This is a genomic window from Flavonifractor sp. An10 (genome assembly GCF_002161215.1).
Taxonomy (GTDB): Bacteria; Bacillota; Clostridia; order Oscillospirales; family Oscillospiraceae; genus Flavonifractor; species Flavonifractor avistercoris.
In genome coordinates, this window is record NZ_NFMB01000004.1 from 21,107 (window position 1) to 35,779 (window position 14,673).

12 protein-coding genes are annotated in these 14,673 nt (G+C 64.3%); 5 read left to right on the plus strand and 7 right to left on the minus strand.

The genetic code is table 11. The features are described from left to right. Nucleotides 1-93: 93 nt before the first annotated feature. The 6 genes from B5E42_RS07660 to B5E42_RS07685 all read right to left on the minus strand — a co-directional run bounded on the left by B5E42_RS07660 (nt 94) and on the right by B5E42_RS07685 (nt 10,833). Nucleotides 94-2,541, minus strand: coding sequence for a glycogen/starch/alpha-glucan phosphorylase (locus B5E42_RS07660; RefSeq protein ID WP_087238338.1), 2,448 nt, complete (start codon nt 2,539-2,541; stop codon nt 94-96). Between the two features lie 126 nt (nt 2,542-2,667). Next, nucleotides 2,668-4,104: a glycogen synthase GlgA gene (gene glgA, locus B5E42_RS07665; protein WP_087238340.1), complete on the minus strand. Its 1,437-nt coding sequence runs from the start codon at nt 4,102-4,104 to the stop codon at nt 2,668-2,670. A gap of 289 nt (nt 4,105-4,393) precedes the next feature. Then, entirely contained in the window at nt 4,394-5,512 is a 1,119-nt protein-coding gene (glgD, locus tag B5E42_RS07670; protein WP_087238342.1) for a glucose-1-phosphate adenylyltransferase subunit GlgD, read from the minus strand. Beyond that, the gene (locus tag B5E42_RS07675) at nt 5,509-6,717 is read right to left on the minus strand and encodes a glucose-1-phosphate adenylyltransferase (protein ID WP_087238344.1); all 1,209 of its coding nucleotides are present in this window, start codon (nt 6,715-6,717) and stop codon (nt 5,509-5,511) included. Before B5E42_RS07675 ends, glgD begins: the two co-directional genes overlap by 4 nt. Nucleotides 6,718-6,764: 47 nt before the next feature. After that, a complete protein-coding gene (gene glgB, locus B5E42_RS07680; RefSeq protein ID WP_242967061.1) occupies nt 6,765-8,990 on the minus strand; it encodes a 1,4-alpha-glucan branching protein GlgB in 2,226 nt (741 codons plus the stop codon). 688 nt (nt 8,991-9,678) lie between these two features. After that, on the minus strand, nt 9,679-10,833 hold the full coding sequence (locus B5E42_RS07685; RefSeq protein ID WP_087238346.1) for a D-alanyl-D-alanine carboxypeptidase family protein: 1,155 nt from the start codon (nt 10,831-10,833) through the stop codon (nt 9,679-9,681). Between the two features lie 183 nt (nt 10,834-11,016). On the opposite strand from B5E42_RS07685, the gene B5E42_RS07690 reads away from it, so the two are divergent. The 5 genes from B5E42_RS07690 (at nt 11,017) to B5E42_RS07710 (ending at nt 14,100) form a co-directional block, all read left to right on the plus strand. Next, nucleotides 11,017-11,889 carry a transporter substrate-binding domain-containing protein gene (locus B5E42_RS07690; protein ID WP_087238349.1) on the plus strand — a complete coding sequence of 291 codons (873 nt, stop codon included), beginning with the start codon at nt 11,017-11,019 and terminating at the stop codon, nt 11,887-11,889. A 97-nt stretch (nt 11,890-11,986) separates the two neighbouring features. Next, the gene (locus B5E42_RS07695) at nt 11,987-12,709 is read left to right on the plus strand and encodes an amino acid ABC transporter permease (protein WP_087238351.1); all 723 of its coding nucleotides are present in this window, start codon (nt 11,987-11,989) and stop codon (nt 12,707-12,709) included. Nucleotides 12,710-12,723: 14 nt separating this feature from the next. Continuing rightward, the gene (locus B5E42_RS07700) at nt 12,724-13,509 is read left to right on the plus strand and encodes an amino acid ABC transporter ATP-binding protein (RefSeq protein ID WP_087238353.1); all 786 of its coding nucleotides are present in this window, start codon (nt 12,724-12,726) and stop codon (nt 13,507-13,509) included. 58 nt (nt 13,510-13,567) lie between these two features. Further along, nucleotides 13,568-13,912, plus strand: coding sequence for a hypothetical protein (locus B5E42_RS07705; RefSeq protein ID WP_087238355.1), 345 nt, complete (start codon nt 13,568-13,570; stop codon nt 13,910-13,912). Further along, nucleotides 13,909-14,100 carry a hypothetical protein gene (locus tag B5E42_RS07710; protein WP_087238356.1) on the plus strand — a complete coding sequence of 64 codons (192 nt, stop codon included), beginning with the start codon at nt 13,909-13,911 and terminating at the stop codon, nt 14,098-14,100. Before B5E42_RS07705 ends, B5E42_RS07710 begins: the two co-directional genes overlap by 4 nt. Nucleotides 14,101-14,150: 50 nt before the next feature. Here B5E42_RS07710 and B5E42_RS07715 read toward each other — a convergent pair whose 3' ends face one another. Further along, nucleotides 14,151-14,672: a nucleoside recognition domain-containing protein gene (locus B5E42_RS07715; protein WP_087238358.1), complete on the minus strand. Its 522-nt coding sequence runs from the start codon at nt 14,670-14,672 to the stop codon at nt 14,151-14,153. Nucleotide 14,673 lies beyond the last annotated feature (1 nt).

Below are 14,673 nucleotides of genomic sequence, written 5' to 3' on the forward strand. Positions count from 1 at the left end.
CGGCGCAGAGGGGGAAATGATTGCATCGAAAGCGAAAAAAAGCGGGAGCAAAAAATGGGCGGCCCGCAGGGGCCGCCCATTCTGGGAGAATCCTTATTTGATGGTGCGCACCGGCACGTTCCAGATGTCCCGGGCGTAGTCCCGGATGGAGCGGTCTGCGGCGAAGATGCCGGATCGGGCGATGTTCATCAGGGCCATCTTGTTCCACCGCTTGGGGTCGCGGTAGGCCAGGCCCGCCCGGACATGGGCGTCCCGGTAGCTCTCGAAGTCAGCCAGCAGCAGGTACTCGTCGGCCATGCCGCCGTCGCCGAAGAGCAGCCGGCGGGCGATGTCCTCATAGGTCACGCCGTCGCCGAAGCCCACGTTGAGCTGATCCACCACGGCCCGCAGCTCCGGGTTGTGGACGTAGTACTCATAGGACTTGTAGCCCTTTTCCTTCATCTCGGCAACCTCATGGGCCTTCAGGCCGAAGAGGAAGATGTTCTCGTCGCCCAGCACCTGGTGCATCTCCACGTTGGCGCCGTCCAGGGTGCCGATGGTCACCGCGCCGTTCATCATGAACTTCATGTTGCCGGTGCCGCTGGCCTCCTTGCCGGCGGTGGAGATCTGCTCGGAGAGCTCGCTGGCGGGCATGAGCTTTTCCGCCAGGCTCACCCGGTAGTTCTCCAGGAACACCACCTGGAGCCGGTCCTTGCAGACGGGATCCTTGGCGATCATGTCGGCCACGGAGTTGATGAGACGGATGATCCGCTTGGCCACCGCGTAGCCGGGGGCCGCCTTGGCGCCGAACAGGTAGGTGCGGGGGGTGAAGTCGAAGTGGGGATCCGCCTTCAGCTTCTGGTACAGGTAGATGATGTGCAGCACGTTGAGCAGCTGCCGCTTGTACTCGTGGAGCCGCTTCACCTGCACGTCGAACATGGCGTCGGTGTTGAGCACGATGCCGCTCTCCCGCTGCACCCAGGCGGCAAAGGCCTTCTTGTTGGCCGCCTTGATCTCCCCCAGGCGGGTGAGCACGCCGGCGTCGTCCTGGAACTTCTCCAGCTCCTTCAGCGCCTCGGGCTTGAGCAGGTACTTGTCCTTGCCGCAGCACTCCTGGATCAGGGCGTCCAGGGCGGGGTTGCTCTCGGAGAGCCAGCGGCGGTGGTCGATGCCGTTGGTCACGTTGGTGAACTTGTCGGGGGTGCGGACGTAGGCGTCGTGGAATACGTCCTTCTTGAGGATCTCCGAGTGGAGGGCGGACACGCCGTTGACCTTGAAGCAGGCGCACACGCACAGGTTGGCCATGCGCACCTCGCCCCCCCAGATGATGGCCATGGGGGCCACCTTGGACAGATCGCCGTGGAAGTAGGTGGTCAGGGCGTCCTGATAGCGGCCGCTGATCTCCTTCAGGATCTGCCAGATGCGGGGCAGCCACCGCTCAATGAGCTGCTGGGGCCAGCGCTCCAGCGCCTCGGCCATGACGGTGTGGTTGGTGTAGGCGATGGTGTGGGTGGTGATGTACCACGCCTCGTCCCAGCCGTACCCCTCCTCGTCCAGCAGGATGCGCATCAGCTCCGGGATGGCCAGGGTGGGGTGGGTGTCGTTGATCTGAATGACGTGCTTGAGGTGGAAGTTGCGCAGGGTGCCGTACTCCGCCCGGTGCTTGCGCACGATGGACTGGACCGTGGCGGAGACGAAGAAGTACTGCTGCTTCAGGCGCAGGGACTTGCCCTCGTAGTGGTTGTCCTCGGGGTAGAGCACCTTGGAGATGGACTCGGCCATGGCCTTCTGCTCCACCGCCTTCAGATACTGGCCGGAGGAGAACAGGCTCATGTCCACCGGCGTGGGGCTCTTGGCGTCCCACAGGCGCAGGGTGTTGCCGTGCTCGGTCTTGTAGCCGGCAATCTCCATGTCCCGGGGCACGGCCAGCACCGTGTCATAGCCGGTGTGCTTGATCTGGTGGCGGCCCTGGCTGTCCCAGTCGTCCTCCACCGTGCCGCCGAAGCGGACTTCCTCCACCTCGTCCATCTTGGGGATGAGCCAGGCGTCGCCCAGGCCCAGCCAGTTGTCGGGCAGCTCCACCTGCTGGCCGTCCACGATCTTCTGCTTGAAGATGCCCAGCTCGTAGCAGATGGAGTAGCCGGTGGCGGGGATCTCCAGAGTGGTCATGGAGTCCAGGTAGCAGGCCGCCAGGCGGCCCAGGCCGCCGTTGCCCAGGCCGGCGTCGGGCTCGGCCTCGAACAGGTCGGCGGCGGAGAAGCCCAGGCCCTCGATGGCCTGCTTCAGCGGCTCCACAACCCCCAGGTTGTAGGCGTTTTTCATCAGGGAGCGGCCCATCAGAAACTCCAGGGACAGGTAGTGAACCTGGCGCTGGTGCTCCGCCACCACCTTGTCGGCGGACTTCATCTGCCGCTCGGACATGATGTCCCGCAGCACCATGGCGCAGGCCTTGAACATATGCTGGCTGGTGGCCTCCTCCACGTCCCGGCCGAAGTTGCGGCGCAGCTTGCCGGTGATGAGGGTCATCAGCTCCTTTTTGGTATAGTTATGCAACACAGACATCTCCTATCAGATGAGATCTACACAGGAACGCCCCGCAAGGGGTGCAACCCCTGCGGAGCGCCCATTCTATCACGGGAAATACTGAACTGTCAAGAAAGAGTATGGTAAGGAATGTGTAAAACTGGATTATTTTCCCGTAATCCAGCCGTAGATCTCCTCGTAGGCCCTGGCCGAGCGATCCCAGGAGAAGTCGGCGGTCATGGCGTTCTTCTGCAGACCCTTCCACGCCTTCTTGTCGTTGTGGTAGAGGCTCACCGCCTCATAGAGCACGCCGGTCATCTCCTGCACGTTGATGTTGGCGAAGGAGAAGCCGGTGCCCTCCCCGGTGAACTTGTTGTAGGGGATGACGGAGTCCTTCAGGCCGCCGGTCTCCCGCACCAGGGGGATGGTGCCGTAGCGCATGGCGATCATCTGGCTCAGGCCGCAGGGCTCGGAGATGGAGGGCATGAGGAAGATGTCGGCGCCGCCGTAGATGGCGGTGGACAGGTTGGGAGAGTACATCATGTGGGCGGCGAAGCGGCCGGGGTACTGGTTCTGGGCCTGGCGGAAGGCCTCCTCATAGTTCCAGTCGCCGGTGCCCAGCACGATCATCTGCACATCCATGCCCATGATGTCGTGGATGGCGGCGGTGACCAGATCAAAGCCCTTGTGGCGCACCAGCCGGGACACGCAGGCCACGATGGGGGTGTCCGGACTCTCCCGCAGGCCGCTCATCTGCTGCAGGGCGGCCTTGCAGTTCTTCTTGCCCGCCATCTGCTTGTAGGAGAAGAACTTGGTCAGCCCCTTGTCCCGCCAGGGGTCGTACAGCTCGGTGTCGATGCCGTTGAGGATGCCCCGCAGCTTGTGGCGGTTGTCGGCGATGACCCCCTCCAGCCCGTGGGCATAGAAGCTGTACTGCAGCTCGTCGGCGTAGGTGGGGGAGACGGTGGTGACGTAGTCGGCGGCGTAGATGGCCCCCTTCATCAGGTTCACGTCCCCGTGGTACTCCAGCATGTGGGGGTTGAGGTAGCCGGCGTTGAGGCCGAACAGATCCTTCAGGGTCTGGCTGCCGTAGCGGCCCTGGTACTCGATGTTGTGGATGGTGAACACGCTCTTGGTGTCATAGAGCTGGGGGATGCGGTGGCGCTCCTCCAGCAGGTAGATGGGCACCAGGGCGGTCTGCCAGTCGTTGCAGTGGAGCACGTCGGGGTGCCAGTCCAGATGGCCCATGCTCTCCACCACGGCCCGGGAGAAGTAGGCGAACCGCTCACCGTCGTCATAGTGGCCGTAGATGTTGGAGCGCTTGAAGTAGTACTCGTTGTCCACGAACCAGTAGGTGACCCCGTCCCGCTTGAGCTCAAACAGGCCGCAGTAGGGGGTGCGCCAGGCCAGGGTGATGTGGAAGCACTGGAGATAGGTCATCTGGCAGCGCCATTCCTCCCCGATGCCCTCGTAGAGGGGGAGGATGACCCGCACGTCGTGGCCGTCCCGGGCCAGGGCCTTGGGCAGGGCCCCGGCCACGTCGGCCAGTCCGCCGGTCTTGATGAAGGGCGCGCACTCAGAGGTGGCAAATAAGATGTTCATAGGCTCTCCTTATGTCAGTGTTGAGAGGGACAAAAACGGCGAGAGGGATTCGAACCCTCGAGATGGCCCCCCCCTCATCCGCCTCGCAGAGTTTCCGCCGTTTGCGGCGGAAATCAATAGAAGGGATATGCGGAGCAGGACATGCGCCTGCGGAGCACACCGATACCCCTGGCCGCGGCGGCCAGGGCCTCCCCCGCTGTGCGGGGGAGAGGGGGGTATCAAAACCGCTGTGCCGCACAGCGGCGCGGCGGTTTTGTATCTAGGGGGGACAACGTCCCCCCTAGAGTCCTTACACGATTTCGTTTTTCGCAATGGACAGCGGATAGGTATTGTGGCCCATCAGCATCCGGCCCGGGTTGACCCGGACGTTCTTGTCGGTGATGGCGTACTTGAGCACCGCGCCGGCCTGGATGGTGGTGCCCTGCATGAGCACACAGCCGGACACCTTGGCGCCCTTCTCCACCCGCACGCCGCGGAAGAGGATGGAGTTCTCCACCTCGCCCTCGATGATGCAGCCGTCGGCCACCAGGGAGTTGATCGACTTGGCCTCGGGGCCGTAATAGGTGGAGGGGTCGGAGCGGTCTTTGGTGCGCACGGGGCGCTCGGGGGCGAAGAGATCGGCGCGCACGGCGGGATCCAGCAGATCCATGCTGCGGGCGAAGTAGCCCGCCACCGACTGGAGCCGGGCGGCGTAGCCGTCAAACACGTAGGGGCAGATCTTCAGCTGGCCCACCATGCCCTGGAGCACGCCGGTGCTGAAGGAGGGGATGTTGTGGGCGGCGCAGTGATCCACCAGGGAGAGCAGCAGCTCCTTGGACAGTACGTAGACCTCCAGGGACTCGCAACCCTGGGCGATGGGGGGATGCACCGACACGTCGGTGATGCGCCCGCCGGCGCCGATGGTGAAGTAGTCGCAGTTCTTGGGGGAACCCAGGGGGCGGCTGGTGCACACGGCGGTGATGTCCGCGTCGTTGCGCATGTGGGCCTCAAAGATGTCGTTGAGGGGCAGGTTCACCGCCAGATCGCCGCCGGCCAGCACCACGTAGTCCTGCCGGATGTTCTGGAGGTAGGAGCGCACGCCGGCCAGGGCGTCCATGCGGCCCCGGTAGGCGCCCTCCCGCTTGCCGGCGGAGTAGCCGAAGGGGGGGAGGATGCGCAGGCCGCCGTGCTTGCGGGAGAGATCCCAGTCCTTGCCGGAGCCCACGTGATCCAGCAGGGACTGATAGTTGGCGTCCACAATGAGGCCCACGTCGGACATGCCGGCGTTGACCATGTTGGAGAGCATGAAGTCGATCACCCGGTACCGGCCGCCGTAGGGGATGGAGCAGGTGTTGCGGTTCTGGGTCAGCTCCCGCAGATCCGGGTTGGAAAGGTAGGCGAAGATGATGCCGTGCAGAGTCTTCATCATTTCACCCCACCTCCTTTCACGTTACGGGTAATCATGGCCTTGGGGGAGACCACGGCGCTGGGGCCGATGCTCAGATGCTGGGCGATGACGGCGATGCCCCAGTCCTCGCTGCCGTCGGGGGAGGCGCCCACCCGGGCGTTCTCGCCGATGACCGACTCCTCGGCCACGATGGCGTACTCCACCACGGCGCCCTTCTTCACCACCGTGCCGGGCATGAGGATGGAGTAGCGCACCACCGCGCCCTCCTCCACAATGACAGAGTGGAAGAGCACCGAGTTCTCCACCGTGCCGTAGACCTCACAGCCGCTGGTGACCATGGAGTGGGTCACCCTGGCGTCCTTGCCCATGAAGTGGGGGGGACGGATGGGGGTGCGGGCGTAGATGGGCCACTCGTTATCGTACAGATCAATGCCGTTGTCCGGGGAGAGCATATCCATGTTGGCGTCCCACAGGGAGTCGATGGTGCCCACGTCCTTCCAGTAGCCCTGGAAGCGGTAGGCGGTCATCTTCTCGCCGGCGTTCAGCATGGCGGGGATGATGTTCTTGCCGAAGTCGTTGGAGCTCTTCTCATCCGCCTCGTCGGCCACCAGATACTCCCGCAGCTTTTTCCACGTGAAGATGTAGATGCCCATGGAGGCCAGGTTGCTCTTGGGCTTCTTGGGCTTCTCCTCAAACTCGTAGATGTCGTCGTTCTCATCCACGTTCATGATGCCGAAGCGGGGGGCCTCCGCCATGGGAACCTCCAGCACCGCGATGGTGCAGGCCGCCTCCGCCTCCTTGTGGCGGCGGAGCATCTGGGCATAGTCCATCTTGTACACGTGGTCGCCGGAGAGGATGAGCACGTATTCAGGGTCGTAGGTCTCCAGGAAGTTGATGTTCTGATAGATGGCGTTGGCCGTGCCCTTGTACCAGGTGCCCTTCTCGCCCTCCCGCATATAGGGGGGCAGGATGTGGACGCCGCCGTAGGAGCGATCCAGATCCCAGGGCTCGCCGTTGCCGATGTAGGCGTTGAGCTCCAGGGGCCGGTACTGGGTGAGCACGCCCACCGTGTCAATGCCGGAGTTGATGCAGTTGGACAGCGGGAAGTCGATGATGCGGTACTTTCCTCCAAACGGTACCGCGGGCTTGGCCACGTGGCTGGTGAGGGCGTGGAGACGGCTGCCCTGTCCCCCTGCCAGCAGCATGGCGACACATTCCTTTTTCACTTCTTATCACCTCAGCGTTTGAACTGGAAATCCGCGATGGGATAGGCTTACGCCTTCTTGGGGCTCTTGGCCGGTTTTTCGGCCTTGGCGGGCACGGGGGCCTTCTCCGCCTTTCTGGGGAGAGGCGCTTTCTCGGCCTTCCTGGGCAGCGGGGCCTTCTCCGCTTTCTTGGGCAGCGGGGCCTTCTCCGCTTTCTTGGGCAGCGGGGCCTTCTCCGCTTTCTTGGGCAGCGGGGCTTTTTCCGCCTTGGCGGGCAGCTTTTTCGACCCCTTGGCGGCCAGGGCCGTCTTTTTGGACTTGGTGCCCTTGGCGGCCTTTTCCGCCTTGGGGGCGGCCTCCGCCTTCTTGCGGCGGGGCGGGAACTTGCGGGTGCACTTGTAGATGGCCGCGCTCATGGGCGGCAGAGCCAGGGTGATGGACTGCTCCTTGCCGTGGCAGGGGTTGTACTGGCTCTTCACCGGCGCCTGATCGCCCCGGCCCGCGCCGCCGAAGGCGGGGTCGTCGGTGCTGAACAGGCAGGTGTAGGTGCCGGCTGCCGGCACGCCGATGGTATAGCCCGTCCGATCCACGGGGGAGAAGTTGCACACCACCACCAGGGGGTTGCCCTTCTTGTCCTTGCGGAGGAAGGCGATGGTGTTGGCCTGGTTGTCGTCGGCCTCGATCCACTCGAAGCCCTCCCAGGAGAAGTCCAGCTCCCACAGCTCCGGGTGCTCCAGATAGAAGGCGTTGACCGCCTTGAAGAAGGCCTGGAGCTTCCGGTGCCGCTCCCCGTCCTCGTTGTCCATGCCCAGCAGGTGCCAGTCCAGGGAGTGCTCGTAGTGCCACTCGTTCCACTGGCCGAACTCGCTGCCCATCATCAGCAGCTTCTTGCCCGGATGGGTGAGCATGTAGGTGTAGAAGGCCCGCACGCCGGCGTACTTCTCCTCGTCGGTGCCCGGCATCTTGTTGATGAGGGAGCCCTTCATGTGCACCACCTCATCGTGGGACAGGGGGAGCACGAAGTTCTCCGAGAAGGCGTAGAAGAAGGAGAAGGTGATGTCCTTGTGGTTGTACTGCCGGAAATAGGGGTCCAGCTTGATGTAGTGGAGGATGTCGTTCATCCACCCCATGTTCCATTTCAGGTTGAAGCCCAGGCCGCCCTCCAGGCCGCCCTCCCCCACCGGGTGGGACACACGGGGCCAGGCGGTGGACTCCTCGGCGATCATCATCACGTCGGGATGGGCGTTGAAGATATGGGTGTTCAGGGCCTGAAGGAAGTCCACCGCCTCCAGGTTCTCGTGTCCGCCGAACACGTTGGGCACCCACTGGCCGTCCTGCCGGCCGTAGTCCAGGTAGAGCATGGAGGCCACCGCGTCCACCCGCAGGCCGTCGATGTGATACTGCTCCAGCCAGAACAGGGCGGAGGAGAAGAGGAAGGAGCGCACCTCATACCGGCCGTAGTCGAACACCCGGGTGCCCCAGTCGGCATGCTCCCCCTTGCGGGGGTCGGCGTACTCGTAGCAGGCCTCCCCGTCGAACTCGTACAGGCCGAAGGCGTCCTTGGGGAAGTGGGCGGGCACCCAGTCCAGGATCACGCCGATGCCGGCCTGGTGGAGCTGATCCACCAGCCACATGAAGTCGTGAGGGGTGCCGAAGCGGCTGGTGGCCGCGAAATAGCCGGTGCACTGATAGCCCCAGGAGGCGTCCAGGGGGTGCTCGGTGACGGGGAGCAGCTCCACATGGGTGAAGCCCATCTCCTTCACGTAGGGCACCAGGTACTTGCCGATGTCCCGGTAGGAGAGCATCTGGTCGTCGCCGGTGCGCCGCCAGGAGCCCAGGTGGACTTCATAAATATTCAGCGGGCGGCTGTATATGGGGTTCTTGGCCCGGTAGTCCATCCAGCTCTGGTCGCCCCACTGGTAGCCGGACAGGTCGTACAGCTTGGAGGCGTTGCCGGGGCGGGTCTCGGCGTGGAAGGCGTAGGGGTCGGCCTTGGCCAGCACCCGGCCGGAGGGGGTGTGGACGGCGTATTTATAGGTGTCATACTGCTGCAGGCCGGGAATAAAGACCTCCCAGACGCCGCCGTCCAGGGGCTCCATGGGGTTGGCATCCTCGCTCCAGCCGTTGAAATCGCCCATGACGGCCACCTGCTTGGCATGGGGAGCCCAGACACGGAACACCCAGCCCTCCTGGCCGTCCCGGACGGCGGGGTGGGCGCCCATGAACTCCTGCGCGCGGACAGAATCCCCGGCAGAAAACTGCGCCAGGGCCTCATTATCCTTTGTAAAAGCCATAGGTAACACTCCTTATTGGCAAAAATCTCCAAAATCAAGGGGGAGTAAACCAGAGATCCTTGTCATTGGTGATAAAATAACTCCAAAAGCAATGGAAATTATTTGTGTAAATTATACAACAAGCGAACCGAGTAGTCAAGACATGTATGAAAAACCAGTGTAAAATTTCAGCAGGTGCAGCGGCGGCCATTTGGGGAACCTGCGCAGACGGGAGGGGCGGCAAAGCCGCCCCTCCCGCGAAGGATGTCGAAAAAGTGGCAAAGCCACTTTTTCGAGCAGGATGCAGTCCGCCGCGCGCAGGATTGCCCGCTTCAGGCGGACAAATCCCACACTTGCGGCCTGAGAAATGTTTTCTCCGATGCACACCCCCCATGGGGCCCTCTCTTGCCCCTTCGGGGCAATCAGCCTGTCGAAAAAGTCTTTTCGACAGGCTGCTGAACTTTTTGAAACTTCAAAAAAGTTTCAAAAAGTTATTTGATCCAACGCGAAAGGGAACCCTGACGGTTCCCTTTCACACTATCCTTCCCTCCGAATCCTTTGGCTGGAGGGTTTATCGACAGTCTCTCTTGCCCCTTCGGGGCAATTCACCTTGTGTCGCCGGAGAAAACGGATTTCCATTTTTTCGCGCCTGCGGGCGCGAGCTCTGCGAGGCTTTTTCGAGAAGGATGTCGAACCGGGGTCTCCGGCCTCAGCCGGCCATGAACAGGGTTTTCAGGAACCGGGAGAAGATGCCGGGCAAGGTGAGCCGGGCCACCGCCCGGTCGGCCACGATGGGGATGGTCTGCTGCGCCTCATCGCCCACATAGACCGCCATCTCGCCCAGCTTCTGCCCCTCCTCCACCGGGGCCTCCACGTCCTCACACAGCCGCAGCTCGGTGGTGATCTCGTTGAGCCGGGCCTTTTCCACCAGGATGCGGCTGGACTGGGCCAGCACGGGCTGCACCGTGTCCGCCTCCCCCAGCAGCACGTCGACGGGGGGCAGGGCCTGGCTGGGGTAGACGTCGGTGAGGGTGTAGTTGGCAAAGCCGTAGCTGAGCAGGCTCTTGGCGCTCTCGAACCGCTTCTCCGAGGTGTCCGCCTTGAGCACCACGGCGATGAGCTCCATGCCCTCCCGCTCCGCCGAGGCGGACAGGCAGTACCCCGCCGAGTCGGTGGAGCCGGTCTTCAGGCCGGTGGCCCCCTCATAGAAGCGGATGAGCTTGTTGGTGTTGGCCAGCTGGAACTGCCCGCCCCGGATGGAGTCCATCCAGATGGTGGTGTAGTCCCGGATCCTGGGGTGTTGAAGCAGGGCCCGGCTCATGACGGCGATGTCGTGGGCAGAGGTCAGGTGCCCCGCCGCCGGCAGGCCGGTGCAGTTGACAAAGCAGGTGTCCGCCATGCCCAGCTCCGCCGCCCGCTGGTTCATCAGGGAGACAAAGGCCTCCTCGCTGCCCGCCAGATGCTCGGCCAGGGCCACGGCGGCGTCGTTGCCCGACACCACCGCCACGGCCTTGAGCATGTCGTCCACGCTCATCTGCTCCCCCTCCTTCAGGTAGACCTGGGAGCCGCCCATGGACGCGGCGTGGGCCGAGACGGACACCATGTCGTCCAGGGCCAGGCGGCCGTCGTCCACCGCCTCCAGCACCAGCAGCAGGGCCATCACCTTGGTGACGCTGGCGGGCTCCAGCTTGTCGTGGGGGTTCTGTTCATATAAAATCGTGCCCGTCTCCTTCTCCATCAGCACCGCCGCGCCGGCGTCCACGGCGGGGGCCCCGGCGGCGGCACCCGCCGCCGGCTGCTCCGCGGCCCGGGCGGGGAGGATCAGGAACGCGGCGGCCAGCAGGGCCGCGGCCAGTTGTTTCATCAGGTATCACGCCTCCGTTTGCAAATCTCTGTTTCAGAGGATGTGGAATCCAGGGCGGTTCTATACCGCAGGGCCCCGTTTTTTGCCGGTGGGAAAATTTTCGGGATTTCCTCTTTACAACAGCACTTTAGTGTGGTAATATACGAAAGCGACAACACTCTTGCAGTTTGGAGGAAGATGGATATGAAACGGAAACTGACTGCGCTGGCCCTGGCTCTGGGCCTGACCCTGTCCCTGGCCGCCTGCGGCGGCGGCACTGCCAGCACCGCGGACACCCCGGCGGGCAGCTCCGAGTCCCCCGCGGCGGAGAACACCGCCGCCCAGACCAGCGAGACCCCCGCCGCCGAGAGCGACGTGGCCTACATCCAGGACAAGGGCACCCTGGTGGTGGGTATCACCGAGTTTGCCCCCATGGACTACCAGGACGAGAACGGCGAGTGGATCGGCTTTGACGCCGACCTGGCCCGCAAGGTGGCCGAGGCCCTGGGCGTGGACGTGGAGTTCAGCGTCATCGACTGGAACAACAAGCTGATGGAGCTGGACAGCCGCACGGTGGACTGCCTGTGGAACGGCATGACCATCACCGACGAGATCACGGGCGGCGCCTCCGCCACCAACCCCTATGCCACCAACGCCCAGGTGGTGGTGCTCAAGGCCGACGTGGCCGGGGACTACCAGGACGCGGCGAGCCTGTCCGGCCTGAACTTCGCCGTGGAGGCCGGCTCCGCCGGCGAGGCCGCGGCCCAGGAGGCGGGCCTGACCTATGTGTCCGTGTCTGACCAGGCCACCGCCCTGATGGAGGTCAGCTCCGGCACCTCCGACGCCTGCATCGTGGATCTGCTCATGGCCGGCGCCATGATCGGCGAGGGCACCAGCTACCCCGACCTGACCTACACCGTCCGCCTCACCGAGGAGGACTACGGCGTGGGCTGCCGCAAGGGCTCTGACCTCACCGACTTCATCAACGAGCAGCTCAAGGTGCTCTACGACGACGGCACCATCGCGGAGCTGGCCGAGCAGTACGGCATCTCCGACAACATCGTCCCCCAGGAGTAAGGGACGGAAACAAGAGAGCACAAAGGCAGGGGGCGTTGCAAGACGCCCTCTGCCTTTGACCGGCCCTGCCGGAACACAGACGGAATGAGGGATGGACATGTTTTGGACGGTGACGCGCACCCTGCTGGAGGGCTTCGGCACCTCGGCGGAGATCTTTGCCCTGACCCTGGTATTCGCCCTGCCCCTTGGGCTGTTGGTGGCCCTGGGCTCCATGAGCAAGTGGGCCCCCTTCCGGGGGCTGGCCCGGGCGGACAGTCCGGCGTGGCTCCGCGTACTGGCCGGGCTGCGGCCCGTCAGCGCTCTGGTGGATGTGGTGGTGTGGATCATCCGGGGCACCCCCCTGATGCTTCAGCTGGCGGTTATTTTCTACGTGCCCGGCATGGTCATGGGAACCAACCCCTGGGGCTCCGGCACCCAGGGGCGGATCACCGCCACCGTGGTGGCCTTCGTGATCAACTACGCCTGCTACTTCTCGGTGATCTACCGGGGCGGCATCCAGGGGGTGCCCCAGGGCCAGCGGGAGGCCGGACAGGTGCTGGGCATGACCCGGGGGCAGATCTTTTTCCGCGTCACCCTGCTCCAGATGGTCAAGCGGGTGGTGCCCCCCATGTCCAATGAGATCATCACCCTGGTGAAGGACACCTCCCTGGCCAACACCATCGGCGTGGTGGAGCTGATCCGGGCCGGCAGCACCTTCCGCACCAACGGGGGCCTGGTCTGGCCCTTCTTCTATACCGCGGTGTTCTACCTGGTGTTCGTGGGCGTGCTGACCATCCTGTTCAACTGGCTGGAAAAGAAACTCAACTATTTCCGGGTGTAGGAGGAGGCGGGGACATGGCAATTTTGCAGGCAGAGGGCATCCAGAAGCGGTTCGGAAAGACCCGCGTGCTGGAGAATATCAGCTTTGAGCTGGAGCAGGGCCAGGCCCTGGCCATCATCGGCTCCTCGGGCAGCGGCAAGACCACCCTGCTGCGGTGCCTCAACTTTCTGGAGCGGCCCGATCAGGGGCGCATCACGGTGGGGGGGCAGGTGCTCTTCGACGCCGCCGACCCGGCCACCCAGCGGGAGAGCGAGGTGCGCCGCAAGCGCCTCCACTTCGGGCTGGTGTTCCAGTCCTTCAACCTGTTCCCCCAGTACACCGCCCTGGAGAACGTGACCCTGGCGGGCCGGCTGCTGGCCAAGGAGCGGGAGGACTTCAAACAGAACCACAAGCAGCTCTATGCCGAGATTGAGGAACAGGGGCGGCAGCTGCTCTCGCGCATGGGCCTGGCCGACCGGGCGGGGCACTACCCCCACCAGCTCTCCGGCGGGCAGCAGCAGCGGGTGGCCATCGCCCGGGCCCTGGCCCTTCACCCGGACATCCTGTGCTTTGACGAGCCCACCTCCGCCCTGGATCCCGAGCTCACCGGAGAGGTGCTCAAGGTGATCCGCTCCCTGGCGGAGGAGAAGACCACCATGATCATCGTCACCCACGAGATGGCCTTTGCCCGGGACGTGGCCGACCAGGTGATCTTCATGGACGGCGGCGTGATCGTGGAGCAGGGGGAGGCCCGGCAGGTCATCGAGCACCCCCGGGAGGAGCGCACCCGGCAGTTCCTCTCCCGCTACAGCGAGAATTGAAAAATGCCAAAAAGGGTGGTATGATCATACCATCCTTTTTGCGTATGAGGAGGACAGAATGGACGAGGAGCTGTTTCTGCCGGTGCTCTCCCACTTCGAGAACGGCAACTTCTGGACGGCCAGCGGCGGCGCTCTGCGCTGCCGGGTGGAGCCGGACACGGGGGAGAACCCCCGCCTCACCGCCCAGGTGTGGGAGGGGCCGTGGAGCCTCCGGGACAGCAGGGTGGAGGAGACGCAGGAGTTCCCCCTCACCGAGGAGGGGCTGGAGGCGCTGCGCGCCTGGCTGCTCCGGTGGCGGGAGACCATGAACGCCCGGCCGAAAAAGACCCTGGCGGAGGCCATCGCCGCCCGGGACGCCCGGCGGGCCGAGATCCAGAAGGAGAAGGAGGAGACGGAAGCATGACCTGGGGAACCTATTACTTTTTCTACCAGTGCCCGCAGTGCGGCAAGAAGTACCGCTATGAGCTGGAGGGCAGCAGCGACGAGGAGTTCGGCTACTGCCCCGACTGCCATGTGATGGGCACTTTCGTGGGGGAGACCAAGGACAACAAGCAGGGCGAGGACAAGTTCGCCGACTACGAATTTGTGTAAGCCAAAATGCGGATGCGGGCGGCCATGTCACATGGCCGCCCGCGCGTTGTCTATCCGAAGATCACCCGCACGGCCCAGGCCGCGGCCAGGAAGCCGGCCAGATCGGCGCACAGGGCGGCGGGGACGGCGTAGCGGGTCTTGACGATGCCCGCCGCGCCGAAGTAGACGGCGATGGTGTAGAAGGTGGTCTCGGTGGAGCCCAGCATCACCGCCGCCGTTCGGCCCACGGCGGAGTCGGGGCCGTAGGTGGCAATCAGCTCCGCCCCCACCCCCAGGGCGGCGGAGCCGCTCACCGGCCGCACCAGCAGCAGCCCCACCGTCTCCGGCGGGATGCCCAGGAGAGAGAGCACGGGGGAGAGGGCCTGGGCGGCCAGCTCCAGGGCGCCGGAGGCCCGGAGCATGTACACCGCCGTCAGCAGGCCGATGAGGGGCGGCACGATGCGGGCCAGCACCCCCAGGCCCTCCCCGGCCCCCTGCACCAGGGCGTCGTACACGTCCACCCGGCGGGCCATGCCGTACAGGGCCACGGCGGCCATGATCAGGGGCACCAGCATGGTGAAAAACAGACTCATG

Bases quoted from the DNA above. Each gene is read 5' to 3' on its own strand.
- B5E42_RS07710 (WP_087238356.1), top strand. From the start codon at position 13,909: ATGACCTGGGGAACCTATTACTTTTTCTACCAGTGCCCGCAGTGCGGC.
- B5E42_RS07700 (WP_087238353.1), top strand. From the start codon at position 12,724: ATGGCAATTTTGCAGGCAGAGGGCATCCAGAAGCGGTTCGGAAAGACC.
- glgB (WP_242967061.1), bottom strand. From the start codon at position 8,990: ATGGCTTTTACAAAGGATAATGAGGCCCTGGCGCAGTTTTCTGCCGGG.
- B5E42_RS07690 (WP_087238349.1), top strand. From the start codon at position 11,017: ATGAAACGGAAACTGACTGCGCTGGCCCTGGCTCTGGGCCTGACCCTG.
- glgD (WP_087238342.1), bottom strand. From the start codon at position 5,512: ATGATGAAGACTCTGCACGGCATCATCTTCGCCTACCTTTCCAACCCG.
- glgA (WP_087238340.1), bottom strand. From the start codon at position 4,104: ATGAACATCTTATTTGCCACCTCTGAGTGCGCGCCCTTCATCAAGACC.
- B5E42_RS07715 (WP_087238358.1), bottom strand. From the start codon at position 14,672: ATGAGTCTGTTTTTCACCATGCTGGTGCCCCTGATCATGGCCGCCGTG.
- B5E42_RS07685 (WP_087238346.1), bottom strand. From the start codon at position 10,833: ATGAAACAACTGGCCGCGGCCCTGCTGGCCGCCGCGTTCCTGATCCTC.
- B5E42_RS07660 (WP_087238338.1), bottom strand. From the start codon at position 2,541: ATGTCTGTGTTGCATAACTATACCAAAAAGGAGCTGATGACCCTCATC.
- B5E42_RS07695 (WP_087238351.1), top strand. From the start codon at position 11,987: ATGTTTTGGACGGTGACGCGCACCCTGCTGGAGGGCTTCGGCACCTCG.
- B5E42_RS07705 (WP_087238355.1), top strand. From the start codon at position 13,568: ATGGACGAGGAGCTGTTTCTGCCGGTGCTCTCCCACTTCGAGAACGGC.